Below are 25,955 nucleotides of genomic sequence, written 5' to 3'. Positions count from 1 at the left end.
AGCGGAGCGAACTCATCGTGTCCCAGGCTCGTCATGACGGAGCCGAGCGCAGCGAGGTGACGGCATGACCGTTCGTCAGTTCAAGGTGTGGCGTGGCGACGCCGCCGGTGGCCAGTTGAACGACTACAAGGTCGAGGTAAACGAGGGCGAGGTCGTGCTCGACGTCATCCACCGGCTGCAGGCCACCCAGGAGCCCGACCTGGCCTGCCGCTGGAACTGCAAGGCCGGCAAGTGCGGCTCCTGCTCGATGGAGATCAACGGCATGCCCCGCCTCGGGTGCATGACCCGGATGTCCACCTTCGAGGAGGACGAGACCATCTCGATCACGCCGCTGCGGGCCTTCCCGGTCATCCGCGACCTGGTCACCGACGTGTCCTTCAACTACCAGAAGGCACAGGAGATGCCCGCGTTCGCGCCCCCGGCCGACCTGGCCCCCGGCGAGTACCGGATGCAGCAGATCGACGTGGAGCGCTCGCAGGAGTTCCGCAAGTGCATCGAGTGCTTCCTGTGCCAGAACACCTGCCACGTCGTACGCGACCACGACGAGAACAAGCCGGCCTTCTCCGGCCCGCGGCTGTTCATCCGCGCCGCCGAGCTGGACATGCACCCGCTCGACGCCCGCCACGACCGCAAGGAGATCGCGCAGCAGTCGCAGGGCCTGGGCTACTGCAACATCACCAAGTGCTGCACCGAGGTCTGCCCCGAACACATCAAGATCACCGACAACGCCATCATCCCCATGAAGGAACGGGTCGTGGACCGCCGGTATGATCCGCTGGTGGTATTCGGACGCAAGATTCTCCGCCGTGACCAGCTGGCCGCCACCGTGCCCGCCGGCCCCACGGTGCACGCAGGCCCGGTGACGGTCACCGACGGCCAGGCCCCCGTCGACTTCGGCCGCGAACTCACGCCGCCTCAGCCGACCGACGTCAACGCCTCAGGCCACGTGAACCTGAACGAAATGCTCTCCGACCGGGCCGCCGCCGCGTCCCCGTTCGGCGACGACATCACGTTCCCGATCAACCCCAACAGCCTGAACTACTACCACCCCGAGCGCTGACTGCCAAGATCGCGACGATCTTGCGTGGACTGTGGGTATGACACGGGCAAACCGGCCATATCCTGAACAGTTCACGCAAGATCGTCGCGATCTTGTTTGGGGTGTAGCACAGAGCCGGGGTCGGGTGGGGGTTGTCCACAAGGGTGGGGTTGTCCACAGGGGGTAGCGCGGGGCGGTGGAGTTGAGGGCGGGGGCGTCGCAGGCTGCGGGGTGTGACTGTTCCTGGAACGCTTCGGCAGTTGGGTGCTGCGGGGGTTTCGGTGCAGACGCTGCGGACCGCGTATCGCCGTGGTGATCTGAGCCGGCCCTGGCGGGGTGTCTATGCGCTGGACACGAATGAGATCAGCCGGGTGCAGGCGCTGTTCGCACTGCTCCCGGAGGGTGCCCGGTTGTCGGGGCCGACGGCTGCGGCTTGGCACGGCTTCGGGGTATCGCCTTCTCCACTGATCCACGTGACGGTCCCACAGGGCAGTCCCCACCCGAGACTTGCGGGAGTGCGTTCCGGCGAGTCAGCCCTCCCGCTCCCCGTGCCGGTGTTTCTCCACGGCGTCCCAGTGCTGCCACCCGAGCGCGTCGCGGTGACCTTGGCCCGCGTCGTACGCCGCATCGACGCCCTGCCGATCCTCGACGCCGCACTACGCGCCGACACCGTAACCCCCGACCTTCTCGCAGCAGAACTGATCACCCACGGCGGCCTCCCTGGCGTCCGCCAGGCCCGCGAACTGGTCCCCCTCGCCGACGCCCGCGCCGAATGCCGCCAGGAAAGCCAGTTACGCCTGGTCGTCATCGACGGCGGACTGCCCCGCCCCGAACCCCAGCTCCAGGTCGGCTACTTCCGCCTCGACCTGGGCTACGAAGAACTCAAGGTCGGCATCGAGTACGACGGCTCCTCCCACCTCACCCGCGACCGCATCCGCCACGACCGCCACCGCGGCAACTGGCTGGCCACCCAGGGCTGGCGCATGCGCCACTTCACCGACGCCGACCTCTACCGCCACCCCGCCCGCATAATCACCACCCTCCGCCCCCTCCTCCCCCCTCCCTAACCCTGCCCCAGTAAAGATCGCGACGATCTTGCGCGAACTGTTGGGGATATGACCGTTTCATCCGTGTCATACCCACAGTCCAAGCAAGATCGTCGCGATCTTGGGGGTGGGGTGGGGTGGGGTGGGGGTGGGGGTTACTTCAGGTGGGTCGCGAGGTCGTCGAGGATCTTGTTGGCGGCGGTGACGCCGATGCCGGTCATCCACGTCTCGTCGGCCACGACCTGGGTCTTGCCCGCCTTCACCGCGCCGAGGGTCGCCCACAGGGGACCAGCAGTGATCTTGGCCTGCTCGGCGGCCGACTTCTCGCCGTAGGCGGCGACGAAGATGGAGTCGCCGTCGACCTCGGTGAGGCGCTCGGCGCTGACCTTGTCGAAGCGCTTGTCGTCCTTGGCGGCCAGCAGCTGGCGCTCGGGGCGGCCCAGGCCGGCGTCGCCGAGGACGATGCCGGAGAAGGACTCGGGGCCGTAGACGCGGATGTGGTCGGGCATGAAGCGGACCAGGGAGATCTTCAGGGTCGCAGCGTTGGGGACGGCCGCGCCGACCTCCTTGGCGCGCTTCTCGTACGCCGCGAGCAGGTCTTTGGCCTGCTGCTCCTTGCCCAGCGCCTTGCCGTCGAGCAGGAAGTTCGCCTTCCAGGTCTTGCCGACGTTCTCGGTGAACACGGTCGGCGCGATCTTCGACAGCTCGGCGTAGTACTTCTCCTGGCGGAACTTCGAGCCCAGGATCAGGTCCGGCTTGAGCGCCGCGATGCCCTCGAGGTCGGGCTCGTCGAGCACGCCGACCTCGGTGATGCCGTCGGTCGCACCGGCGCCGAAGTACGTCGGCCAGCCGGTGAGCTCACCGGCGCGGGCCGCGCCGACCGGCTTGACGCCCAGCGTCAGCGCGGTGTCGACCTTGTCGGTGTCCAGCACCACGACGCGCTTGGGCGCGGCCGGGACCTTGGTGGTGCCCATCGCGTGGGTGACCTCGACGGTGGCCGCGCCATCGCCGGTGTTCTCCTTCGCGGTGCCGCAGCCGGCCAGCGCGAGTCCGGCGGCGACGGCCGCCACGAGAACAAGACGCTTCTTCACGGCGTCACTTCCTTCCTGGATCTCTGTGCGCTCCGCTGCTCTGGCGCGGCGGAGTCCGCCCGGCTCACACCGGGATCGGACGGTCCCGCGAGGCCGTCGTAGACGGCACGGGATCGTCGGGGTGGTCAGGGGTTGGGGATCACCAGCGGGGTGGCGGTGACCGGGCAGGGGATGACGGTGCAGTCGAGGGCGAAGACGTCCGTGATGAGCGGCGCCGTGATGACGTCGGCGGGCGGGCCCGCGGCGACGATGCGGCCGTCCTTCATCGCGATCACGTGGTCGGCGTAGCGGGCGGCCTGGTTGAGCTCGTGCAGGACGGCGACGACGGTGCGACCGCCCTGCTGGAGGCGGCGCATCAAACGCAGCACCTCGACCTGGTGCGCCACGTCGAGGAAGGTCGTCGGCTCGTCGAGCAGCAGCGCCTCGGTCTGCTGGGCGAGCGCCATGGCGATCCAGACCCGCTGGCGCTGCCCGCCCGACAGCGCCTCGACCGGGCGGTCGGCGAGTTCGACGATGTCGGCGTCGGCCAGGGCGGTCTTGACGGCCTCCTGGTCGGCCGGGGACCACTGCTGCCACCAACGCTGGTGCGGCTGGCGGCCGCGGGCCACCAGGTCGGCGACGGTGACGCCCTCGGGCACCAGCGGTGACTGCGGCAGCACGCCGAGGCGCTGCGCGACCTGGCGCGGCGGCAGTTCGTGCAGCAGTTCGCCGTCGAGCAGCACGCTGCCGCCACGCGGCTTGAGCAGGCGGCCCAGGGCGCGCAGCAGGGTGGACTTGCCGCACGCGTTGGGCCCGATGATGACGGTGAGCTGTCCGCTCGGGATCTCGACGGAGAGCCCGTCGATGACGGTGCGGTCGTCGTAGCCGACGACCAGATCCTGTCCGGCGAGCCTCATCGGTGCCTCCCGGCGTACGGGGCAAGCCTCGTCGAGGCTTGCCAGAAGTGCGGGGCCGATGACATCGGCGTCTCCGAAGGGCGCGGGCCGGGATTCAACGGCGTCCCCGGATCAACAGGTAGACCAGGTACGGGCCGCCGATGCCGGCGGTAAGCACGCCGACCGGCAGCTGGGTCGGGGCGAGCAGCATCCGGGCGGCCAGGTCGGCCAGCACCACCAGCGCCGCACCGGCCAGCGCGGACGCGGCCAGGGGCGGGCGCTCGGCCCGGGACAGCCGCCGGGCGACCTGCGGCGCGACCAGCGCCACGAAGTCGACCGCGCCGACCTGCGCGGTCGCGGCCGCGGCGAGCACGACGCCCAGCGCACCGACGGCGAGCCGCCGGGCGGCGGGTCGTGCCCCGAGGGCGCGGGCAGTGTCGTCGTCGAGCGCGCTGGTCCGCAGCGCCCGCGCCGCCCACAGCAGCAGCGGCAGGGCGATCAGCAGCACCAGTCCGATCGCGCCGGCCTCCTCGTAGCCGCGGCCGTTGAGCGAGCCGATGAGCCAGATCTGGGCGCGCAGCGCGTCGATGGTCTCCGCCGACGACATCACGACCTCGATGCCGGCCCGCAGCGCGAACGCTACGGCGACACCGGCCAGCACGAACCGGTTCGCGGCGAACCCGGTGCGCGCGCCGAAGGCGAACACCACGACCGCGGCGAGCAGGCCGCCCGCCATGGCCGCGGGCGCGATCAGCTCGTACGCCAGGCCGGAGGTCAGCGCGATCGTCGCGGCGAGGCCCGCGCCCTGGGTCACGCCGATGACGTCGGGGCTGGACAGGGGGTTGCGGGCCACCGACTGGATCAGCGCGCCGCCCAGCCCGAACGCGGCCCCGCAGGCCGCCCCGAGCACCACGCGGGGCCAGCGCAGCTCGCGTACCACCAGGTCGTAGTCGGTGCCGCCGGTCAGCAGGGCGCGCACCACGTCCAGCGGCGGCACGGCCAGGGTGCCGATGCTGATCGCGGCGATCATCGCGGCCAGCAGCACGATGCCGAGCGCCAGGGTGACCAGCAGGGTGCGGCGCGGCAGCACGAAACTCGCCGGCCCGACGGAGACGATCACGCGGTCACCACCCGGGCCCGGCGCACCAGCCACAGCAGCACGGGCGCGCCGACCAGCGCGGTGACCACCCCCGCGGGGACCTCGCCGGGCGGCGTGATGACCCGGCCGAGCACGTCCGCGAACAGCACCAGGGCCGCGCCGAGCAGCGCCGACAGCGGCAGCACCCAGCGGTGCGCGGTGCCGACGAGCGCGCGGGCCAGGTGCGGGACGGCGAGGCCGACGAACGCGATCGGCCCGGCCAGCGCGACGGCCGCCCCGGTGAGCACGATCGCGGCGACGGCGGCGGCCAGGCGTACCCGCTGGATCCGGTGGCCCAGGCCGCGGGCGACGTCGTCGCCCAGCGCCAGCGCGTCCAGGCCCCGCGCCGAGACCACCGCGAGCACCAGGCCGACCAGCAGGAACGGCGCGACCTGCCCGGCCATCGCGGGGGTGCGTCCGGCGATGGAGCCGACGACCCAGAAGCGGTACTGCTCGAAGGTGGCGGCGTCGATGCTGAGGATGCCGTAGATGACCGCGCCGAGCCCGGCGTCGATGGCCGCGCCGGACAGCGCGAGGCTGACCGGGCCGGAGCCGTCCCTGGTGCGGGCGGCGACGGCGAACACCAGCGCCCCGGCCACCGCGGCCCCGGCCAGCCCGAACCAGATCCAGCTCGCCAGGCTCGCCGCCCCGGCGAAGGCGATGGCGCAGACGACGCCGGTCGCGGCGCCCGCGGAGACGCCGAGGACCCTGGCCTCGGCGAGCGGGTTGCGGGTCAGCGCCTGCATGATCACGCCGGCCAGCGCCAGCGCCGCGCCGACCTCGAGCCCGACGAGGGTACGCGGCACCCGCAGCTCACGGACGATCAGCGCGGCCTCGGTCGGCGCCGGGTGCAGCAGCGCGTCGAGCGCCTCGGCCAGCGGAATGTGCCGGCTGCCGACGGTCAGGCTCGCCGCGACGGCGGCCAGCAGCACGAGCACGCCGAGCACGACGACACCGCCGCGCCTCACCGCACCGTGCACCACGAGCCTCCCCAGGCCGCCCGTTTCCGACGGAAACGGAGCTTAGGTAAGGCAGGCCTTATTGTCGAGGCGGGGTGAGCTACGCCCCATCTCCCATGAACTTCGGCAGCGCCGCCACGATCGGCGCGTCGGCCGGCAGCCACGGCACGGTGTGCAGCTCGTGCGCGGCCAGCCAGCGGAACTCCGCGTGCTCGATCAGCTGCGGCACGCCACTGACCAGGCGGGCGGTGTACACCTTGAGCACCGCGCGGCCGTGCCCGAGCAGCACGTCCTGGCCGACGCGCTCGCCGACCTCGACGACCACACCGAGCTCCTCCTCGCATTCGCGCACGAGCGCGTCATGCTCCGTTTCACCCGGCTCCACCTTTCCGCCAGGAAACTCCCACCGTCCGGCCACCTCGGCCGGTTCGGAACGCTCACAGGCCAGCACGCGCCCGTCGGCGATGATGGCAGCACCGACGATGATTCGGATCTCGGAGGAGAAGTTAGGCACGGCGGACAGCGTGCCAGACAAACCGGCTTCATGGTGAACGCGGTGTCACCGAGCGAGTCCGCGCTGCACACAGCGTCCCGTGAAGTGCAGGAAGTCGGTTTTGTTCGCGTGGACACACGCCGCGGGAGAGGGCAGGATAGGTCTCACCGAAGTGTCGGTGCGGACAAGATTCGGCCACAAGCCGATATCACCGCGTGGGAGGTATCGGAGGTGCGGATGAGCGCGGTCTGGAAACGGGGCCGACGACGCGACTACATCAGCGACGCACTTTCCCAGCTCACCGGATGGGTGCACGAAGGCGACTGCCTCAAGCGCACCCTGCCCCTCGACGACACCGAACACGCCGTGTTGACCGAGCGCATCTCGGTCGCGGCGGACACCTTCGGCGTACGCCCCCACATCCGCCGCCTCGACGGCCGCACCCAGATCCAGCTCTGCGCCGGCGACAACGGTGCGCTCACCTCCGCCGAGATCGGCATGGCCGCCCGCGTCGAGGCCGCCTACCAATCGCTGAACCAGTAGACCGGCCCGCCGCCGCTCTTCGAGCTGTTCTGCACGGCATCAGGCTCAGGAGGATCCGCGATGAACCCCGCCGTCCGGCCGGTCGCGCCCGCCGACGAGAGCCGCTGGCGCGAGCTGTGGGACGGCTACACGCGTTTCTACGAGCGCGAGCCCGACGAGGCGATCACGCGGCACCTGTGGGCGCGCATCCTGGCCGACGGCGTCCCGGTGCACGCGGTCGTCGCGGAGTCCGACGGAGCCGTCATCGGCATCGCGAACTACCTGCTGCACGAGAACACCTCCGCCCACACCCCGTCCTGCTACCTCCAGGACCTGTACGTCGACCCAGCCGCCCGCGCCCAGGGCGTCGGCGCGGCGCTGATCGACTGGCTGTGGGCGCAGACCCGGGCGCAGGGCTGGGCGACGCTCTACTGGCAGACCCGGGAGAACAACTACCGGGCCCGCGCCCTCTACGACCGGTACACGCCGCACAGCGGGTTCCTACGCTACGTCCTGCGCAACCCTCAGGACTGAGGCGACCGGCGGCGGTGCAGGGCCAGCAGGAGCCGCCGAGAGCCACGGCGACGAGCCGGTTCAGGGTGAAGCAGACGCTCGCTCATACCAGGGCGCGCGTCAGGAACAGTCCTGTCATGAGGAAGGTCAGCGGCGACGCGAGTGCGGCCAGCCCGGCCGCCACCGGCCAGCGCAGGTGCCGCAGCAGCAGCACGATCGGCAGCAGCAGCGTATGGGACCGGAACTGCGCCTGACTCGCGCCGACGACCAACGGCGTGATCAGCAGCAGCGGGCCGTACACCGCGCCGAGCGTCCAGTCCAGCACGGTCGCCTGCCGCCGCACCGCCGCGACCGCCAGCGCCGCCACCGCGAGCAGCACGAGACCGGTGCTGAACACCAGCTCGGCGGAGACCGTGGTCGGCTGCCACTCGATGAGCGTCCGGAACGTGGCGAACGGGTTGTGCACCCCGTGGCCGTAGTTGCTGGACTGGATGGCCAGGTACGCGTCCCACCGGCCGGTGGTCAGCTGCATGACGCCGAAGACGGCGAGCACGCCCAAGCCGGTCAGGCCGCCGACATACGCCGCGGTGGCCAACCTGCGCCAGGCCCATCTGCCGGGCGGGATCAGCAGGAACACCACGGCCGCCGGGGCCAGCAGCACGGCCAGCGGGTACGCCGTCGCGGCCACCATGCCGGTCAGCCCGGCGAGCACCCACCGGCCGCGCACCAGCAGCAGGAACATCGCCAGGGCGAGCAGCATCACCAACGACATGGGGAAGGTCGCGTGGAAGTAGACGCCGCTGGGCAGCAGCGCGGCCACCGCGAGGCAGGCCGCCTTGACCGCGGTCCGGGCCGAGGCGAGCAGCCGGCACAGCGCGATCAGCATGCCCAGCGCGCACGCCTCGGCGATCAGGACACCGGCCGCCGCCGAGCCCAGCCCGATCTTCGTCAGCGCCAGCACCAGGAAAGGCAGCAGCGGGAACCAGCCGGCGTTGCCGCAGAGGCCGTCGGGGTTGGGCCCGTTCGGATAGATCTGCGCGCAAAGGCCCGCCTGGTAGCCGTTCTCGGCGATGCCGAGGTAGATGCCGCCGTCCCAGCGGATACGCGAATCGGCGCTCAGCCAGTCGAACCCGAACCAGTACGCGGCCGCACCGTGCAGCAGGTGGCCGAGCAGGTAGGCGAGCAGCGGCAGCCCTGCGTACGACCAGGTCCGGACAAGCCGGTTCGGCCTGGCGGCGCTGTCACCGTCGGGCCGGACAGCAGACCGAGCCTGCCTGGGCACGCGCGAACGAGCCGTCCCAGCAGGACTTTCGGCCTCGCCCTCGGTCGCCAGGACCGACCGCTGGGTGCTCACTCGTGCGCCCATTCCAGCCGTCGGATCCCCCGTGTACACAGAACGTGCATGGCCGTCACGTTAGGCGACCGCCGCCGTGCCCGCCGCCCCGCCTTTGTCCCACCCACACCGGATCGCACCCGAGGCGAACGGCGGCCGACGAGCTAGCCGTTGCGCGCGTAGTACGTCTCCGCGTAGCAGGTCGGGCGGCAGTCGCACACTCCCGCCCTCAGCAGGGTGACTTGCAGGGCCACCGGCGTGTTCGGGTGGCAGGCGATGTAGTGGCGACGCGGGAACCCGCTGGTGCCGAGTTCCTTCGCCTCCGCGGCGGCCGATTTCACGAGAGCCGCGGCCGGGGTCTTCGGGTTGAGCAGGGCGTTCCACGTCACGGAGGTGTCGTCGTCGGCCATCAGCAAGGCGAGGGCGTCCGCCGGCGCCATGGGGTTGCGCGCGACGTACAGCCGAACGGGCCTTATCTCGTCGCGCGCCAGCACCCTGAACCTGGCAGCCGACGTCCAGTGGTCTCTCGCCTCCAGCACGCGGCGGTAACCGGCCATCCACTCGGCTCGCGTCCGGACCACCCGTTCATACACGCCGCGATGCTGTCACGAGCAGCCGTCTGGATCTAGCCCAATGACACCGGAGATGCGCGCTGTGGTCGTGCCGGATTCGACCCCGCATTGCACGACGTCACGGCGGCCCCGTGAGTTGCCGACCCCGTTTCGGACTTCTGACAACCCGATCAGGAGCAGTCCCGGCGGGGGCATCATTTTCGTCGACGACCTGAACCGCTGATCGCGGGCGCTGGGTGCGCTATCCGATCGGCCAAGGGGTCCAGGCGGTCTGCCGAGACATTCCAGGTCTGCGGCGAGGCGTGCTCGGAGCGTCGAACCTGACGTGGAGGTGAGGATGTGAGGGAAGACCGTACCGACGACGAGTTTCTGCGTATCAGACTGACCGGCGAGGTCGAGCGTGATCGGGAGATCGTCGCCAAGTACGAGGAGGGGCTCGGGTTTCACCGGGCCAGAATCGAAGCCAACAGGTACGAGTTGGGTAAGCTCGACGAGCGGTTGGGAGGCTGAGGTGGACGTGATCCGAGCGATCGATGAGGCGACCCGTGCCGAGCATGAGCGGTGGGTGGCGGAGATTCAGGGCTGGGCCGACGCCGCTCGCGAACGCGGCGACGAGGTGGCGGTCCGTCGTTACCTGTCGCAGATCGAGCGCCTCGAAGCCATTCCGAAGCCGTGGGAGAACCAGCGTCGGGCCGCGTAGCGGAGTCACGTCACGTCGATGTTCTCCGCCGTTTGACCTCCTCGTGGGGCCCCGCGTCGTCCCGGACGGTCCTCGCCGTCCTGATTGCGGGCGTCCCGGGCACGAGGCCGCAGGCGCCCTATGAGCGGATCGCCGCCCGGCAGCACCGCCGGCCACCGCAATCGTGATCTCGGTCGGGATCACCGAGGAGTGTGCGATGGCTGCTTGTCCGACCCGTTATGGATCTTGTCCGGTCCGGCGATGGGAACTTGCGGGAGGGCGTCGCTAACCTCCGTATCTCTTTCGAGAACAGGAACGGGGTACGTGATGTCGACTGTGATCCGCAAGGCATCGCCGCTGGCGAAGGCGTTTTGGTGGACCATGGTGCTCTGCACCTGCGGGCTGTGGGCGCTGGTGCGAGGCCGCCCCGTCTGAGCCGAGAACGAGAAGGCCCCTGGCATCGCGCCGGGGGGCCTTCTCGTCCTGAACGGATCAGCCCGACTTCGCGCTGTCGAACCCGACCGTGTCGCCGGACTTCAGACGTTGAAGCGGAACTCCACGACGTCGCCGTCGGACATGATGTATTCCTTGCCCTCCATGCGGACCTTGCCGGCCGCCTTCGCCGCCGCCATCGAGCCGTTCGCGACCAGGTCGTCGTACGCCACGATCTCGGCCTTGATGAAGCCGCGCTGGAAGTCGGTGTGGATGACCCCGGCGGCCTCGGGGGCGGTCGCGCCGACCGGGATGGTCCAGGCGCGCGTCTCCTTCGGGCCCGCGGTGAGGTAGGTCTGCAGGCCCAGCGTGCCGAAGCCGACCCGGATCAGCTGGTTGAGGCCGGGCTCGGACTGGCCGATGGACTCCAGCATCTCGGCCGCGTCCTCGGGCGACAGGTCGATCAGCTCGGACTCGATCTTCGCGTCCATGAAGACGGCCTCGGCCGGGGCGACCAGGGCCCGCAGCTCGTCGAGGAACTCGGCGTTGTGCAGCTCGGCCTCGTCGACGTTGAAGACGTACAGGAACGGCTTGGCGGTCATCAGGTGCAGTTCGCGCAGCTCGGCGAGGTCGATGCCGGCCTTGGCCGCGCCCGCGAACAGCGTGGTGCCGCTGTCGAGCACGGCGTGGGCGGCCTTCGCGGCGGCCACGATGCCGGCCCGGTCCTTGCGGACCCTGACCTCTTTCTCCAGCCGGGGCAGCGCCTTCTCGATGGTCTGCAGGTCGGCGAGCATCAATTCGGTGTTGATGGTCTCGATGTCGTCCTTCGGCGAGACCTTGCCGTCGACGTGCACCACGTTGGGGTCGCTGAAGGCGCGGACGACCTGGCAGATGGCATCGCAGTCGCGGATGTTGGCGAGGAACGCGTTGCCCTTGCCCTGACCCTTCGACGCGCCCTTGACCAGGCCCGCGATGTCGGTGAAGCTCACCGGCGCGGGCAGGATGCGCTGCGAGGAGAAGATCTCGGCGAGCTTGTCCAGCCGCTGGTCGGGCAGCCCGACGACGCCGACGTTGGGCTCGATCGTGGCGAACGGGTAGTTCGCCGCGAGCACGTTATTGCGGGTCAGCGCGTTGAACAGGGTGCTCTTGCCGACGTTGGGCAGGCCGACGATGCCGATGCTGAGGCTCACGACATCAAAGCTTACTGACCCCACCGTCCCGCCCTTGCTCCCCGCCCTCTCCCCCGTGACCCCGATCGCCGAGATCACGACGATCTTGCGGGAACTGTTGCCCTTTTGCGCGATATGGGCGTGTCGTACCCGCAGTTCACGCAAGATCGTCGCCGCACAGGGAGAGGTCCGATTTCCGCTAGCAGGTCGGGGGCGGGGCGGGCAGGGTGGGAGGCGTGGAGAGTTATTACCGGGCGGTGAGCAGTCGGGATTCGCGGTTTGACGGGCGCTTCTGGTTCGGCGTCACGTCGACGGGGATCTATTGTCGGCCGTCCTGTCCGGCGCGGACGCCGAAGTCGGAGAACGTGAAGTACTTCCCGAGTGCGGCGGCTGCGGCGCGGAACGGGTTCCGGGCCTGCCGGCGGTGTGCGCCGGATGCGGCGCCGGGGTCGCCGCAGTGGGACAGCCGGGCCGATGTGACGGCGCGGGCGGTGCGGCTGATCGGGGACGGGGTGGTGGACCGGGGCGGGGTGCCGGAGTTGGCGTCGCGGCTCGGGTACACCGAGCGGCATCTGAACCGGCTGCTCAGCGAGGAGTTGGGGGCGGGGCCGCTGGCGCTGGCCCGGACCCAGCGGGCGCAGACGGCCAAGACGCTGATCACGAAGACGGGGCTGGGGCTGTCGGAGATCGCGTTCGCGGCCGGGTTCGGCAGCATCCGGCAGTTCAACGACACATTCCGCGAGGTGTACGGCTGCGCGCCCTCGACGCTGCGGCGCGCGGACACCCCGGTCGACGGGGTGGTGCCGCTGCGGCTGAGCTACCGCGCGCCACTGCACGCGGAGGCGCTGTTCGGCTTCCTCGGCGCGCGCACGATCACGGGGGTCGACGCCTACGACAACGGGCGCTACACCCGGTCGATGAGCCTGCCGCACGGCATGGCGACGGTCACCTTGTGGCCGGCGAGCCCCGGCGCGGCAGGCCCGCCGCACGGCGGCGAAGCAGGCGTCGGCTCCGGTTTCATCGAGGCCGAGCTGCGGTTGTCCGACATGCGGGACCTGACGCCCGCGGTGGCGCGGTGCCGCCGCCTGCTGGACCTCGACGCCGACCCGGCCGCCGTGGACGCGGTGCTGGCCGCCGATCCCGCGCTGGCCGCAATGGTCGCCGCCGAGCCGGGGGTGCGGCTGCCGCGCAGCGTGGACGGGTTCGAGATGGCAGTGCGGGCCGTGGTGGGGCAGCAGATCAGCGTGGCGGGCGCGCGTACCGTGCTCGCCCGGCTCTGCCCGCCCGCCGACGGCGGGCCTGCCGCGCGGCCCGGCCTGCCCACCACGCTTTTCCCCACCCCGGAGCAACTGCTGGCGCTGCCCGACGAGGCGTTCTCGATGCCCGCGTCGCGGCGGCGCACCCTGCGCGCGGTCGCCGAGGCGGTGCGCGACGGGCTGCGCCTGGACGCGGGCAGCGACCGGGCCGCGACGCGGGAGGCGCTGCTTGCGCTGCCCGGCGTCGGGCCGTGGACCGCCGACTACATCGCCCTGCGCGCGCTGGGCGACCCCGACGTCCTTCTCACCACCGACCTGGGCACCCGCCGCGGCGCGAAGGCGCTCGGCCTGCCCGACGACCCCGCGGACCTGGCCCGGCATGCCGAACGCTGGCGGCCGTGGCGCTCGTACGCGCAGATCCGACTCTGGAGAGCAGCATGATCACCATTGAGACCCCGGCCGGCCCGTTCACGATGACCGGCGACGGCGCCTCCGTCACCGCGGCCGCCTTCGACAGCAGCCTGCCGCCCGAGTGGGCCGCGCCCGGCGAGGTGCCCGCGGCGGCGGTCGCTGCGGTGCGCGCCTACTTCGACGGCGACCTGACCGCCCTGGACGGCATCGCGGTGCACCAGCACGGCACGGCCTACCTGGAGCAGTGCTGGGACGTGCTGCGCACGCTGGACGGGCCGGTCTCCTATGGCCGCCTGGCCGAGCTGACCGGCCGCCCGGCGGCGGTGCGCGCGGCGGCGCAGGGCTGCGCCCGCAACCAGATCGCGCTGATCGTGCCGTGCCACCGGGTGCTGCGCACCGACGGCAGCCTGGGCGGCTACCGCTGGGGCGTGGACGTCAAGCGGTGGCTGCTCACCCACGAGGCCGCGCACCGCTGAGACCGGGCTCACGCGGGCTCATGTATTTCCTACTAGCCCGATAGGAGTTGAGGAGTTAGGCTGTCCAGGTAATTGCTGAGTCGCTCGTGGAGGGTCCCGTGCCGCGAACGTTCCGATGTCGCCGGGCATTCGTGCACCTGCCCACCCGACCCGCAACGACCAGGAGTTCCGACATGACAGTCTTGCTCACCGAGCCCGCGTACACCGACGTGCCGCTCCCGACCGTCCGCCGCTCGGCCGCCATCCCGGCCGACGGCGACGAACCGCTCACGGTCACGCTGACCCTCAAGCTGACCGGCCCCGACGCGGCCGGCGCGGCCACCCGCCTGGTGCACGCGCTGGCCGACGCGGAACCGCTGCGCGACACCGTCTGGGACGGCGAGATCGCGCCGCCCGAGCTGCCGGCACCGCCGCCGCAGCCGGACGACGCCGTGCTGATCGACACCACGAGCCGCACCGTCACCGTCGACGGCGCACCGGTGCGGTTCACCCGTCGCGAATTCGAGCTGCTGTTCTTCCTGGTCCGCCACACCGGCGCGGCGTTCACCCGGCTGCAGCTGATGCGGGCGGTCTGGGGGCACGAGTTCAGCGGCGAACGCACCGTCGACGTGCACGTCCGGCGGCTGCGCGCCAAGCTGGGCGCGCACGGCGCCGGCCTGGCCACGGTGCACGGCTTCGGCTACCGGCTGGAGCTCGGCGGCGGGATCGGGCTGCGGCGGGCCACCTGACACCGTCACGGCCGCAGTAGGGTCTGTCGCCATGGCAGACGAGCAGAAGAACAACGGCGCGCCCACGCCGGCCGCCGAGCCCGCCGACGATCTCAGCGTCACCCATCACGAGGTCGCCGGGCTCCGCTACACCGCCACCGCGGGCCGGATCGTGGTGCGCGCCGAGTCGCACACCGACGACGCGTTCGACGGGCACCAGGCCAAGGCCGAGATGTTCGTGGTCGCGTACACGCTGGACGGCGCCGACCCGGCCACCCGGCCGGTGGTGTTCGCCTTCAACGGCGGCCCCGGGTCGTCCAGCGTGTGGCTGCACCTGGGCGTGCTCGGGCCGCGCCGGGTGGTGATGGGCGACGCCGGCGCGCTGACGCCCCCGCCGTACGGGCTGGCCGACAACGCCGAGACCCTGCTGCGCCACGCCGACCTCGTCTTCATCGACCCCGTGTCGACCGGCTACTCGCGGGCGGTCAAGGGCGGCAAGAGCAAGGACCACCACGGCTTCACCGGCGACGTGGAGAGCGTCGGCGAGCTGATCCGGCTGTGGACGTCCCGGCACGGGCGGTGGACCTCCCCGAAGTACCTGTGCGGCGAGTCGTACGGCACGCTGCGCGCCGCCGCGCTCGCCCACCACCTGCAGGACCGGCACGGCATGTGGCTCAACGGCCTGATGCTGATCTCCAGCGTGCTCAACATCGGCACCCTGGAGTTCCACCCGCACCTCGACCTGGCATACCCGCTGTTCCTGCCGACGTACGCGGCGATCGCGCACTACCACGGGCTGCACGGCGACCGGCCGCTCGGCGAGGTGCTGGCCGAGGCGGAGGAGTTCGCCGACCGGGCCTACCCGTGGGCGCTGGCCCGCGGCGCGCGGCTGTCCGAGGCCGAGCGCACCGCGGCGGTCGGCGCGCTCGCCCGGCTCACCGGCCTGGACCCCGACTACGTGGACCGGATCGACCTGCGGCCCGAGCACGTGCGCTTCTTCACCGAGCTGCTGCGCTCGCGCCGCCGCACGGTGGGCCGCCTGGACGGGCGCTTCCTCGGCTGGGACGCCGACTACGGGCGGGAGCACTGGTCCAGCGACCCGTCGATGGACGCGATCATGGGGCCGTACACCGCGGCGATCAACCAGTACCTGCGGACCGACCTGGGTTACCGCAACGACCTGCCGTACAAGGCCCTCACCGGCGACGTGATGCCGTGGTCGTTCAAGGAGTTCGAGGGGCAGCACGTCAACGTGGCCGACAAGCTCGCCGCCGCGATGCGCGCCAACCCGCACCTGCGGGTGCAGGTCGCCTGCGGCTACCACGACGGCGCGACGCCCTACTACGCCGCCGAGCACACGTTCGCGCACCTGGAGATCCCCGCCGAGCTGCGCGGCAACATCGAGTTCCGGTACTACGAGGCCGGCCACATGATGTACGTGCACGAGCCGAGCCGCCTGGCCCAGGCCCAGCACCTGGCGGAGTTCGTCACGGCCTGACCGCACGCGCCGCGGCGCGGGTGACGGCTCGACCTCGCGCCGCGGCGCGGGTAACGGGTTGACCTCACGCGCCGTGGCGCGCCCCTCGATGGTGATCGCGGATGGCACATTGGACCCGTGGAGACTCTCGCGATCGTCGTGGTGTGCCTGCTCGCGGGCGGCGGGCTGGGCTGGCTCGTCGCCCGCGCGGGCACCGCGACCGAAACCGCCCGGCTGCAGGCCACCCTCGACGCCACGCAGGCCGGGGAGGCGCGGCTGGAGCAGGCGATGCGTGCGCTCTCATTCGAGGCCACGGCCCAGTCCCAGGAGGCGGTGGCGCGTGCCGTCGCCCCGCTGCACGACACGCTGCGGCGCTACGAGCAGCGGGTCAACGAGATGGAGCACGACCGCGTCGACGCGTACGCCCAGCTGCGCGAGCAGGTGCGCGCCTCGGCGGAGGTCTCGGCCGCGCTGCGCGGCGAGACCAGCCAGCTGGTCGCGGCGCTGCGCACCTCGCACGTGCGCGGACGCTGGGGCGAGCACCAGCTCCGCCGCATCGTCGAGGCGGCCGGCATGCTGCGCCACTGCGACTTCGACGAGCAGGTCACCGCGATCCGCGACGTCAGCGCCGACATCGCGGTGGTCCGCCCCGACCTGGTGGTACGCCTGCACGGCGGCCGCAGCGTCGTGGTCGACGCGAAGGTGCCGCTGGACGCCTACCTGACCGCGCTGGAATCCCGCGACGAGCGGCAGCGCGACACGTACCTCGACGCACACGCCCGCGCGCTGAAGTCCCACGTGGACACGCTGGCCGGGCGGGCGTACTGGCAGGCGTTCGACGCGACGCCGGAGTTCGTCGTGCTGTTCGTGCCCGCCGATCCGTTCCTGGACGCCGCCCTGCAGCGCGACCCGGCGCTGCTGGAGCACGCGTTCGCCCGCAACGTGGTGCTGGCGACCCCGTCGACGCTGGTGGCGCTGCTGCGCACGGTCGCCTACACGTGGCGGCAGGAGGCGCTGTCGCGCAATGCGATGCAGGTGCACGAGCTGGCCAAGCAGCTGTACGCCCGGCTCGGCACGGTCAGCGGCCATCTGTCCAAACTCGGCTCCTCGCTGACCGGTTCGGTGACCGCGTACAACGCCGCGATCGGCTCCCTGGAGCAGCGCGTGCTGGTCACCGCCCGCCGCCTCAGCGAGCTGGGGGTGACCGGCGACGAGATCCCCGAGCACAAGCCGATCGAGCTGGCGCCGCGCCGGCCCCAGGCGGCGGAGTTGCTGTCCGAGGAGTAAATCACCACATCGGATTCTCCACATCCGGCCGATCGCATCTAGGCTCGGTGCGCCGTGCCTATTGAGGAGCCGTCCGTGACGTCGTCCGACTACCGGGAATTCCAGCAGATCTGGCAGCCCCGGATCGCCGCCGAGATCTACGCGTACACCGGTGACCGGCACGCCGCGGCCGAGATCGCGCAAGAGGTGTTCGCGCTGGCGGGCAGCCGCTGGACCAGGCTGGAACAGCAGGACGACCCGATCCGCTGGGCCCGTCAGGAGGCCTGGCAGCGCGTCGACGAGCGGTGGCTCGGCACGGCACGTCCCAGTGACGACCGGTCCGATCCCGCGATGGTGGCCACGCTCGCCGCACTCGACCCGGCCACCCGCCGGACGGTGGTGCTGCTACTGGCCGACGTGCCCTCGCACGAGTACGCCGCGCTCGGCGCGACCGCCATCCCCGCCGCCCAGTGGGACGACGCGCTGGAATACCTGGCCGCCGCGCTGCCGGGGCAGGACCCCGCCATGCTGTTCGCGCAGCTGTGCACCGGCTGGGAGATCACGGTGCCGCGGTCGCGCGCGAAAGCCGACAAGCCGACGCGTGCCCGTTCGCACTCCCTCGCGCCGTCGCGCAAACCACGCCGTACCCGATCCCTGGTGGCCGCCGGAGCGGCGGCGGTGCTGGTGGCGGCGATCGTGGTGGTGATGCGATGGCCCGCCGAACCCGCCGGAGGCACCGCCGCACCGGAGGTGTCCGCGAGCGCCACGGCCGACCTCCCGTGGCCCGGCCCGTCCGCCACCGAGGATCCTCTGCCGACCCCGAGCGGCACGACCGCGACGCCGAGCCCTGGGCCCAGCGCCTCCCGAGCGCGGCCGACCCCGACCCCGTCCCGCTCCGCCACGACACCGCGTCCGGGCAACCCGCCCGCAGGCTCGCCGACCGGGTCGCCCACGCCCTCGGCGTCACCCCCGTGCCAGGTGAAGGTCGACGTCACCACCGCGGGCCCCGGTGCCGGCGGGGTGCTCTCGTTCACCGCGGAGCCGGTCGACGGGTCGGTGGAGTTCTGCGGCACCCGGCGGCGCGTGTGGTGGGCCAGCTACACCCTGGGCACCGACGGGCTGCTGCACCTGGCCCACTCAAACTCCCAGGACCTGCAGGCGGGCACGCTGTCCTGGTCCACCGCGATCGAGGTCGACGCCGAGGGCTGCACCGGAGCTTGGTACTACGGGCGCAACGACGTCACCTTCCCCGCCACGATCGTGGACGCCGAGCGCGGCAGCGCCTTCGGTTCCGACAGGCTCGGCACCAACGGCGCCGCCACCGCCTGCTTCTGACCCGACCGACGTCAAGAAGGGCACCTTCTACAACGCATAGCGTTGTAGAAGGTGCCCTTCTTTCGTGCGGGTCAGGAGGCGGCGGCGGCCTTCATGTCGCGCTTGAGCTCCTGGGGGAGGGAGAAGGTGAGGCGCTCCTGGACCGTGACTACCTCTTCGACGTCGGCGAAGCCCAGCTCGGCGAGGCGGACCAGCACCTCGGCGACCAGCTCCTCGGGCACGCTCGCGCCGGAGGACAGGCCGACCGTGGTCGCGCCGTCCAGCCAGGCCGGGTCGATCTCGTGGGCGAAGTCGATCAGGTGGCCCTGGCGGGCGCCGGCGTTCACGGCGACCTCGACCATGCGGACCGAGTTCGACGAGTTGCGCGAGCCGACCACCAGGATCACGTCGCAGTCGGGCGCGATCTGCTTCATCACCTGCTGGCGGTTCTGCGTGGCGTAGCAGATGTCGTCGCTGGGCGGCGACTGCAGCAGCGGCAGCTTCTCCTTGAGCCGGGCCACGGTCTCCATGGTCTCGTCGACGCTGAGCGTGGTCTGCGACAGCCAGACGACCTTGCTCGGGTCGCGCACGGTCACCGCGTCCACGCCCTCGGGGCCGTCGACCAGCTGGATGTGCTCGGGAGCCTCACCGGACGTGCCGATGACCTCCTCGTGACCCTCGTGCCCGATGAGCAGGATGTCGTAGTCCTCGGCGGCGAACCGCTTCGCCTCGTGGTGGACCTTGGTCACCAGCGGGCAGGTGGCGTCGATGGCCTTGAGGTTGCGCTCGCGCGCCTGGTCGTGGACCACCGGCGCGACACCGTGGGCCGAGAAGATCACGGTGGAGCCCTCGGGGACCTCCTCGTTCTCCTCGACGAAGATGGCGCCCTTGGCCTGCAGGGTGGTGACGACATGCTTGTTGTGCACGATCTCCTTGCGCACGTAGATGGGGGCGCCGTAGAGCTTCAGCGCCTCCTCCACGGTCTGCACGGCGCGGTCCACGCCGGCACAGTAACCACGGGGCTTGGCCAGCAGGACACGCTTGCGAGGAGTCTCGATCACCCGACCATCGTACCGTCGGCCTATGGTGAGCCCTGTGACGGAGCAGAGCTCGGCGGAGCAGCCGTGGCCCGTAAGAGTGGTCAGCCAGAAGATCAGTGCCTGGATCGGGCGACTGGGCTGGATCTGGGTGGACGGACAGGTGGCGCAGCTCTCCCGGCGGCCCGGCTCCGCCACGGTGTTCCTCACCCTGCGCGACCCGTCGGCCGACCTGAGCCTCACCGTCACCGCCAGCCGTGACGTGCTCGACAGCGGCGCGCCGCAGCTCAACGAGGGCGCACGGGTGGTCGTGCACGCCAAGCCGGAGTGGTTCGCCCAGCGCGGCACGCTGAGCCTGCGCGCCGACGAGATCCGCCAGGTGGGCGTGGGCGAGCTGCTGGCCCGCCTGGAGCAGCTGAAGAAGCTGCTGCAGGCGGAGGGGTTGTTCGACCCGCGGCGCAAGCGGCGGCTGCCGTTCCTGCCCCGCCGGATCGGCCTGATCACGGCACGGGCCAGCGCCGCCGAGCGCGACGTGCTCACCAACGCGCGCCGACGCTGGCCGGCCGTGGACTTCCGGGTGGTCAACGTCACCGTGCAGGGTCCGACCGCGGTCCCGTCGATCATCGGGGCGCTGCAGTCGCTGGACGCCGACGAGAACGTGGACGTGATCATCATGGCCCGCGGCGGCGGCGCGGTGGAGGACCTGCTGCCGTTCAGCGACGAGGCGCTGTGCCGGGCGGTGTTCGCCTGCCGTACGCCGGTGATCTCCGCGATCGGGCACGAACCGGACACTCCGCTCGTCGACTGGGTGGCCGACGTGCGCGCGTCGACGCCGACGGACGCCGCCAAACGGGTGGTCCCCGATCTGGGTGACGAGATTCGCCTGATCGAGCAGGCCCGGGGGCGGGTGACCCGGGCCATGCGGCACCGCGTCGAGCGCGAGCAGCAGCGCCTCGACAGCCTGCGCAGCAGGCCGGCGCTGGCGAAGCCGTACCAGATGATCGAGACCAGGGCGACCGACGTCGCGGCGCTGCGCGACCGGGCGGCGCGGGCGCTGACGCACCGGGTGCACCGGGCCGAGGGCGACCTCACGCACACCCTGGCCCGGCTGCGGGCGCTGTCCCCTGCCGCCACCCTGACCAGGGGGTACGCCATCGTGCAGCGCGCCGACGGCCACGTGGTCCGCGCGGCGTCCGAGGTTGCGACCGGCGACACCCTGCGCGTTCGCCTCGCCGAGGGCGAACTGACCAGCACCGTCACCACGACCAGCGAGGAGAAGGCATGAGCAAGCGCAACGAGGCCGTGGCCGAGGAGCTGTCCTACGAGCAGGCGCGCGGCGAGCTGGCCGAGGTGGTGCAGAAGCTGGAGTCCGGCGGCGGCACCTTGGAGGAGTCCCTCGCGCTCTGGGAGCGCGGCGAACACCTCGCCGCCGTCTGCCAGCGCTGGCTCGACGGCGCCAAGGCCAAGCTCGACGCTGCCTCCTCATGATCCTCCGGGCGCGACGTCCCTTGATCATCCGACTTGCCTGGCACCTGTTCGTACCTTGACCGCGCTTTCGCCCGGTTGCCTGGCAAGTCGAGTGACCTTGGTGCGTGACCGCACCGGCACGCCGGACGGCGGGGGTCAGGGCGTCTACCACCCCGGCGGGGAAGTGATCCCGGACTAGCCGCGGGCGGCGATGCGGACGGCGACGAGGGTCAGGGCCGCGCCGGTGAGGGTGAGCAGGTCGGGGCGGCCGGCGGGGCCGGGCAGAACGGCGTCGATCGCGAGCGCGCCGAGGACCTGGCCGGCGATCATCCCGAGGCCTAGCAGCAGCACGCCGATGCGGTGCACCACGGCCGCCGAGATCGCGATGAAGACGATGCCGAGCGGGCCGCCGACGTAGAGCCAGGGTTCGGCCGGGAACGCGCCGGGCGGGCCGCCGCCGCGTACCGCCGTGGCGATGCCGAGCGCGACCAGCAGCGCGACCGTGCCCACCGCGAAGTTCAGCAGGGTCGCGGGCCACGGGGAGGTCGCGGCCAGCGCCACCCGCCCGTTGACGCCCTGCTGCCAGGCCACGCCGATGCCGGCCAGCAGCGGCAGCGCGGCGAGGCCGAGCGAGCGCGGGTCGCCGAGGCTGTCGCCGACCGCGATGACGACCGCCACGACGCACAGCAGCGCGCCCAGCGCCCGGTTGGGGGTGATCAGGCGCGGCGCGCCGGGTCCGACGCCGAGCCGGTCCATGGCCAGGCTGGATGCGGACTGCCCGGCGACCAGGGCAACGATGAAGATCGAGACGCCGAGCCAGGGCACGGTCAGGCCCTGGGTGGTGACCAGGAACGCGCCGCAGGCCCCGCCGATGCACTGCCACCAGCGCAGCTGCCCGGAGCGCAGCGCGTGCAGGATGCGGCGGGTGTTGCGGTGCATCCACGGCAGCGCCAGCAGCATCACTATCAGGCCGACGCTGAACGAGACGGTGGCGGCGGCTATCCCGTCGCCGAGCTGGTGGCCGAGCTCGCCGTTGATGCGCGACTGCAGGGCCAGGCAGCTGCCGCCGAGCACGGCCAGCGCCACGCCGGCGGCCCGGCCGGAGTCGACACTCACGGCCGGGCCTGGGCGGTACGGATCACGCGAAGTCGACCAGCGAGTACCCGGCGAGCTTCTCCAGGCGGTGGTAAGAGTCGATCACGCGGATGGTGCCCGACTTCGACCGCATGACGATCGACTGGGTGTACGCGCCGTTGTCGCGGTAGCGCACGCCGCGCAGCAGGTCGCCGGAGGTGACGCCGGTGGCCACGAAGAACACGTTCTCGCCCGTGACCAGGTCGTCGGTGGTGAGCACCCGGTCCAGGTCGTGCCCGGCGGCAACGGCCCGCTCGCGCTCGGCCGCGTCCTGCGGCCACAGCCGGGCCTGCATCGCGCCGCCCAGGCACTTGAGCGCGCACGCCGCGGTGATGCCCTCGGGCGTGCCGCCGATGCCCATCAGCACGTCGACGTCGGACTGGTCGCGCGCGGCGTAGATGGCGCCGGCGATGTCGCCGTCGGAGATGAAGTTGATCCGGGCGCCCGCATCGCGGACCTCGCGGATCAGGTCGGCGTGGCGCGGCCGGTCCAGGATGCAGACGGTCAGGTCGGACACGCGCACCCGCTTGGCCTTGGCGATGCGGCGCAGGTTCTCGGTCCAGCCGGCAGTGATGTCGATCACGTCGGCCGCCTCGGCGCCCACGACCAGCTTCTCCATGTAGAAGACCGCGCTCGGGTCGAACATCGCGCCGCGCTCGGCGACGGCCAGCACGGCCAGCGCGTTCGGCATGCCCTTGCTCATCAGCGTGGTGCCGTCGATCGGGTCGACGGCCACGTCGACCTCGGGCCCGGTGCCGTCGCCGACCCGCTCGCCGTTGAACAGCATCGGGGCGTTGTCCTTCTCGCCCTCGCCGATGACCACGGTGCCGGTCATGGGCAGCGAGTTGATCAGCTTGCGCATGGCGTCGACGGCCGCACCGTCGCCGCCCTCCTTGTCGCCCCGGCCGACCCAACGGCCCGCGGCCATGGCCGCCGCCTCGGTCACCCGGACGAGATCGAGTGCCAGGTTCCGGTCGAGATCCTGCGGAGTACGGGTCGCCATGCTGCTCCTCCTACGATCGGCTGAAGTGATCCTGTCATGCCTGCGGCTGAACGTACGTTCGGGTTGTTGCATCCGGTGACCTCGTGACGGTGTGACCTGTGACATCGGTCAAGATGGTGGGGTGAGCACCCTGGAGACCGAGCAGACCGAGCCGACGTCCGTGCCGGCGACGGGTGGCCGCACCCCGAAGGACATGGCCCTGTCCCTCGGCGTGCTGCTGATCCCAGTGCTGCTCCTGGTGCTGGGCTACCGGCTGTTCTACGGCTGGGACGCCGCCGTGACGGTGGATCCGGCGAACGCGATCGCCAGCGCCGGGCGCGCGTCGTTCGCCCCCCTGCCGGCGGCCGCCCCCGACGGCTGGCAGACCGTCACCGCGAAGTGGGAGCCGGGCGTGCTGCGCATCGGCTATCTCGACCCCGACAACAACGGGGCGCGGCTGGTGCAGTCCCGCGCCGCACTGGACGCCCTGGTCAAGGACGAGCTGGACGGCAAGGCCCAGGCCGACGGCGAGACCGTGGTGGGCACGGTCACCTGGCAGCGCTTCCGCGCGCCGGACGGGCAGACCGTGCTGGCCCGGACCGCGGGCAACACCACCACGCTGCTCGTCGGCCAGGGTGCCGACCTGACCGGGCTGGCCGCGGCAGTCGCCCGCTGACGGCGATCCGTTCACGGACGCGGCGCGCCTGCCGGTGCGGCCGCGCTCGGCCGCCCCGGGACCTGCCGCCTGATCAGGCGTCGCGGTAGCTCGCGGCGGTGGCGGCGAGAGTGTCGTCCAGCGGCGTCGGCTTGAGGCCGAGGACCTGCTCGGTGTGCGAGCTGTCCATCACGAACGGCGCGGCGAACTGGTAGTGCGTGGTCCGCATCTCCTTCAGCATGGTCGAGAAGAGACCAGCCGCCCACAGCACCGGGTACGGCACCCGGCTCACCCTGGCCGCAGGCAGGCCGACCAGCTCGTTCGCACGCCGGGCTGCCTGGCGGATGGAGATCGCGGGCGGGGTGGGCACCAGCCAGGCCTGTCCCCAGGCCCGCTCGTCGGTGGCGAGCGCGACCAGGGTGCGGGCCACGTCGGCGATCGCGGTCCAGCTGTGCGGGGCGTCCGGGTCGCCCATGACGTATGCGGTGCCGCCCTTCGCGGTGCGCGACAGTGCCATCTCGTTCAGCACCCCGTAGGAGCCCGGCCCGGCGAAGTCGCTGGCCCTGGCCTCGGTGGCGCGCAGCCGGCCGGCCCGGTGCGCGGCCAGCGCGTCCTCCCACATGCGCACGCGCATAGCCAGCTTCGGGTGCGTCGCGGCGAGCGGGGTGTGGTGGGTGATCGGGCCGGTGACGGGGCCGTAGCCGTACAGATTGCCCATCGTCACGAGCACCGCGCCGGACGACTCCGCCGCGTGCAGCAGTGCCGCGGCCAGCGGCGGCCAGTCGGTCAGCCAGCGGTGGTAGGCCGGGTTCGCGCAGTTGTAGAGGGCCGTCGCGCCGGCAGCCAGCTCAGCGAGCCGGGTCGCGTCGGAGGCGTCGGCGGCGACCAGCTCGATCCCGGGCGCCTGCGGGCCGGTGCCCCGGCGGGTGACGATCCGGACCTGCTCGCCGCGCTCGGCCAGCAGCAGTGCGGTGGCGGAGCCCACGGGTCCCGCGCCGACGATCACGTGCATCTCAAACTCCAGATCTCTGCTTCGTTTCGAGAGCACCGCTCTCCGTTGACAACAGTGAACACCGCCGCCGACGCAACTGTCAAGAGCGGTGCTCTCGGTTTGTTGTTATGCTCTCGGACATGACCGCCAAGAACATCCGGGCCCGCGTACGCGACGAGCTGACCAGCGAGATCAAGGCCATCGCGCGGCGGCAGCTCGCCACCGAGGGGGCCAACCTGTCGCTGCGCGCCGTGGCCCGGGAGCTGGGCATGGTCTCGTCGGCGGTCTACCGCTACTTCCCCAGCCGCGACGACCTGCTCACCGCGCTGATCATCGACTGCTACGACGAGCTGGGCGCGGCGGCCGAGTCCGCCGAGGCGGCGGTGGACCGCGCCGACCTGCTCGGCCGGTGGCTCGCGGCAGGGCACGGCATCCGGGACTGGGCGCTGGCCAACCCGGCGGAGTACGCCCTGATCTACGGCTCACCGGTGCCCGGCTACAAAGCCCCGGAGACCACCGTCGGCCCGGCCGCCCGCACCACGAACCTGATCACCGCCCTGATCGCCGACGGCGTCGCCGCCGGCACGCTGGCCGCGCCTTCGGCAGGTGCCGGGTCGACGACCGGATCCCGGCCCGGCCCGGGCTCCGAAGCCCTCGCCGATCCGGCGGGCGCGGTCTCGCCGATGGCCGCCGACCTGGCCGCCGAACTGGACCGGATCGCCGCGCTGATCGCCCCCGCCGTGCCACGGGAGGTGCTGGCGCGCGGCATCACCGCCTGGATCCAGCTGTTCGGCGTGGTCACCTTCGAGCTGTTCGGCCGGTTCCAGAACCTGATCGAGGACAGCCGCCGGTCCTTCTTCGACCACCAGCTGCGCGTGATGGCGGCGTACGTCGGTCTGCGATGACGGGTGCGGCATTGCC

Annotated in this window: 28 protein-coding genes; 16 read left to right on the top strand and 12 right to left on the bottom strand. The window is 71.7% G+C overall.

Annotated elements, in window-relative coordinates; genetic code table 11:
• Positions 1-64: 64 nt before the first annotated feature.
• Positions 65-1,060, top strand: a complete 996-nt coding sequence (locus F9C41_RS23010) for a succinate dehydrogenase/fumarate reductase iron-sulfur subunit (RefSeq protein ID WP_155388897.1) — start codon at positions 65-67, stop codon at positions 1,058-1,060.
• 554 nt (positions 1,061-1,614) lie between these two features.
• Entirely contained in the window at positions 1,615-2,106 is a 492-nt protein-coding gene (locus tag F9C41_RS41450) for a DUF559 domain-containing protein (protein WP_230689912.1), read from the top strand.
• Between the two features lie 134 nt (positions 2,107-2,240).
• Here the strand turns inward: F9C41_RS41450 and F9C41_RS23000 are convergent, their stop codons facing one another.
• The 5 genes from F9C41_RS23000 to F9C41_RS22980 form a co-directional block, all read right to left on the bottom strand.
• Positions 2,241-3,176, bottom strand: coding sequence for an ABC transporter substrate-binding protein (locus F9C41_RS23000; RefSeq protein ID WP_155388895.1), 936 nt, complete (start codon positions 3,174-3,176; stop codon positions 2,241-2,243).
• A gap of 125 nt (positions 3,177-3,301) precedes the next feature.
• Positions 3,302-4,072, bottom strand: coding sequence for an ABC transporter ATP-binding protein (locus tag F9C41_RS22995; protein WP_155388894.1), 771 nt, complete (start codon positions 4,070-4,072; stop codon positions 3,302-3,304).
• Between the two features lie 94 nt (positions 4,073-4,166).
• A complete protein-coding gene (locus F9C41_RS22990; RefSeq protein ID WP_230689911.1) occupies positions 4,167-5,171 on the bottom strand; it encodes a FecCD family ABC transporter permease in 1,005 nt (334 codons plus the stop codon).
• Positions 5,168-6,169 (bottom strand): FecCD family ABC transporter permease, encoded by a 1,002-nt coding sequence (locus tag F9C41_RS22985; RefSeq protein ID WP_155388893.1) that lies wholly within the window; start codon positions 6,167-6,169, stop codon positions 5,168-5,170. Before F9C41_RS22985 ends, F9C41_RS22990 begins: the two co-directional genes overlap by 4 nt.
• Before the next feature lie 79 nt (positions 6,170-6,248).
• Positions 6,249-6,662: a (deoxy)nucleoside triphosphate pyrophosphohydrolase gene (locus tag F9C41_RS22980; RefSeq protein WP_230689910.1), complete on the bottom strand. Its 414-nt coding sequence runs from the start codon at positions 6,660-6,662 to the stop codon at positions 6,249-6,251.
• Between the two features lie 216 nt (positions 6,663-6,878).
• Here F9C41_RS22980 and F9C41_RS22975 point away from each other — a divergent pair, with 216 nt between their 5' ends.
• Both F9C41_RS22975 and F9C41_RS22970 read left to right on the top strand, forming a co-directional pair.
• A complete protein-coding gene (locus F9C41_RS22975) occupies positions 6,879-7,184 on the top strand; it encodes a 4a-hydroxytetrahydrobiopterin dehydratase (RefSeq protein ID WP_144122236.1) in 306 nt (101 codons plus the stop codon).
• Positions 7,185-7,244: 60 nt separating this feature from the next.
• Positions 7,245-7,697, top strand: a complete 453-nt coding sequence (locus F9C41_RS22970; protein WP_155388892.1) for a GNAT family N-acetyltransferase — start codon at positions 7,245-7,247, stop codon at positions 7,695-7,697.
• Positions 7,698-7,779: 82 nt separating this feature from the next.
• On the opposite strand, the gene F9C41_RS22965 is transcribed toward F9C41_RS22970, so the two are convergent.
• Positions 7,780-8,958: a hypothetical protein gene (locus F9C41_RS22965; protein ID WP_155388891.1), complete on the bottom strand. Its 1,179-nt coding sequence runs from the start codon at positions 8,956-8,958 to the stop codon at positions 7,780-7,782.
• Between the two features lie 215 nt (positions 8,959-9,173).
• Positions 9,174-9,602: a hypothetical protein gene (locus F9C41_RS22960; protein ID WP_155388890.1), complete on the bottom strand. Its 429-nt coding sequence runs from the start codon at positions 9,600-9,602 to the stop codon at positions 9,174-9,176.
• Positions 9,603-9,920: 318 nt separating this feature from the next.
• Here F9C41_RS22960 and F9C41_RS22955 point away from each other — a divergent pair, with 318 nt between their 5' ends.
• Together F9C41_RS22955 and F9C41_RS22950 are read left to right on the top strand one after the other, a co-directional pair.
• Complete coding sequence (locus F9C41_RS22955) at positions 9,921-10,091, top strand: hypothetical protein (RefSeq protein WP_155388889.1); 171 nt, start codon at positions 9,921-9,923, stop codon at positions 10,089-10,091.
• Position 10,092: 1 nt separating this feature from the next.
• Positions 10,093-10,281, top strand: coding sequence for a hypothetical protein (locus F9C41_RS22950; protein ID WP_155388888.1), 189 nt, complete (start codon positions 10,093-10,095; stop codon positions 10,279-10,281).
• 515 nt (positions 10,282-10,796) lie between these two features.
• Here F9C41_RS22950 and ychF read toward each other — a convergent pair.
• Entirely contained in the window at positions 10,797-11,882 is a 1,086-nt protein-coding gene (ychF, locus tag F9C41_RS22945) for a redox-regulated ATPase YchF (RefSeq protein ID WP_155388887.1), read from the bottom strand.
• A 206-nt stretch (positions 11,883-12,088) separates the two neighbouring features.
• Here ychF and F9C41_RS22940 point away from each other — a divergent pair, with 206 nt between their 5' ends.
• The 6 genes from F9C41_RS22940 (at position 12,089) to F9C41_RS22915 (ending at position 18,789) form a co-directional block, all read left to right on the top strand.
• On the top strand, positions 12,089-13,558 hold the full coding sequence (locus F9C41_RS22940) for a DNA-3-methyladenine glycosylase 2 family protein (protein ID WP_155388886.1): 1,470 nt from the start codon (positions 12,089-12,091) through the stop codon (positions 13,556-13,558).
• Entirely contained in the window at positions 13,555-14,004 is a 450-nt protein-coding gene (locus F9C41_RS22935) for a methylated-DNA--[protein]-cysteine S-methyltransferase (protein ID WP_155388885.1), read from the top strand. Before F9C41_RS22940 ends, F9C41_RS22935 begins: the two co-directional genes overlap by 4 nt.
• A 173-nt stretch (positions 14,005-14,177) precedes the next feature.
• Positions 14,178-14,732, top strand: a complete 555-nt coding sequence (locus F9C41_RS41870; RefSeq protein WP_155388884.1) for a winged helix-turn-helix domain-containing protein — start codon at positions 14,178-14,180, stop codon at positions 14,730-14,732.
• Positions 14,733-14,763: 31 nt separating this feature from the next.
• Complete coding sequence (locus tag F9C41_RS22925) at positions 14,764-16,209, top strand: S10 family peptidase (protein ID WP_155388883.1); 1,446 nt, start codon at positions 14,764-14,766, stop codon at positions 16,207-16,209.
• 117 nt (positions 16,210-16,326) lie between these two features.
• The gene (locus tag F9C41_RS22920; protein WP_407924727.1) at positions 16,327-17,475 is read left to right on the top strand and encodes a DNA recombination protein RmuC; all 1,149 of its coding nucleotides are present in this window, start codon (positions 16,327-16,329) and stop codon (positions 17,473-17,475) included.
• Between the two features lie 75 nt (positions 17,476-17,550).
• Positions 17,551-18,789 carry a hypothetical protein gene (locus tag F9C41_RS22915; protein WP_155388881.1) on the top strand — a complete coding sequence of 413 codons (1,239 nt, stop codon included), beginning with the start codon at positions 17,551-17,553 and terminating at the stop codon, positions 18,787-18,789.
• 71 nt (positions 18,790-18,860) lie between these two features.
• Here F9C41_RS22915 and F9C41_RS22910 read toward each other — a convergent pair whose 3' ends face one another.
• Positions 18,861-19,853, bottom strand: a complete 993-nt coding sequence (locus F9C41_RS22910; protein ID WP_407924733.1) for a 4-hydroxy-3-methylbut-2-enyl diphosphate reductase — start codon at positions 19,851-19,853, stop codon at positions 18,861-18,863.
• A gap of 10 nt (positions 19,854-19,863) precedes the next feature.
• Here F9C41_RS22910 and xseA point away from each other — a divergent pair, with 10 nt between their 5' ends.
• Both xseA and F9C41_RS22900 read left to right on the top strand, forming a co-directional pair.
• Positions 19,864-21,090: an exodeoxyribonuclease VII large subunit gene (gene xseA / locus F9C41_RS22905; protein WP_230689908.1), complete on the top strand. Its 1,227-nt coding sequence runs from the start codon at positions 19,864-19,866 to the stop codon at positions 21,088-21,090.
• On the top strand, positions 21,087-21,293 hold the full coding sequence (locus F9C41_RS22900; RefSeq protein WP_155388879.1) for an exodeoxyribonuclease VII small subunit: 207 nt from the start codon (positions 21,087-21,089) through the stop codon (positions 21,291-21,293). The genes xseA and F9C41_RS22900 overlap by 4 nt, the downstream gene beginning before the upstream one ends.
• A gap of 174 nt (positions 21,294-21,467) precedes the next feature.
• Here the strand turns inward: F9C41_RS22900 and F9C41_RS22895 are convergent, their stop codons facing one another.
• Entirely contained in the window at positions 21,468-22,388 is a 921-nt protein-coding gene (locus F9C41_RS22895) for a DMT family transporter (protein ID WP_230689906.1), read from the bottom strand.
• A 22-nt stretch (positions 22,389-22,410) separates the two neighbouring features.
• Entirely contained in the window at positions 22,411-23,409 is a 999-nt protein-coding gene (gene glpX / locus F9C41_RS22890) for a class II fructose-bisphosphatase (RefSeq protein ID WP_155388878.1), read from the bottom strand.
• A gap of 121 nt (positions 23,410-23,530) precedes the next feature.
• On the opposite strand from glpX, the gene F9C41_RS22885 reads away from it, so the two are divergent.
• Complete coding sequence (locus F9C41_RS22885; RefSeq protein WP_155388877.1) at positions 23,531-24,064, top strand: DUF4245 family protein; 534 nt, start codon at positions 23,531-23,533, stop codon at positions 24,062-24,064.
• 73 nt (positions 24,065-24,137) lie between these two features.
• Here the strand turns inward: F9C41_RS22885 and F9C41_RS22880 are convergent, their stop codons facing one another.
• Positions 24,138-25,055, bottom strand: coding sequence for an NAD-dependent epimerase/dehydratase family protein (locus F9C41_RS22880; RefSeq protein WP_155388876.1), 918 nt, complete (start codon positions 25,053-25,055; stop codon positions 24,138-24,140).
• A 119-nt stretch (positions 25,056-25,174) separates the two neighbouring features.
• Between F9C41_RS22880 and F9C41_RS22875 the strand changes: the two genes are divergently transcribed.
• Positions 25,175-25,939 (top strand): TetR/AcrR family transcriptional regulator, encoded by a 765-nt coding sequence (locus tag F9C41_RS22875; protein WP_155388875.1) that lies wholly within the window; start codon positions 25,175-25,177, stop codon positions 25,937-25,939.
• Positions 25,940-25,955: the final 16 nt, after the last annotated feature.

Origin of the sequence: Catellatospora paridis (assembly GCF_009720365.1) — a bacterium.
GTDB lineage: Bacteria > Actinomycetota > Actinomycetes > Mycobacteriales > Micromonosporaceae > Catellatospora > Catellatospora paridis.
This window is presented reverse-complemented; position numbering and strand designations above follow the sequence as displayed.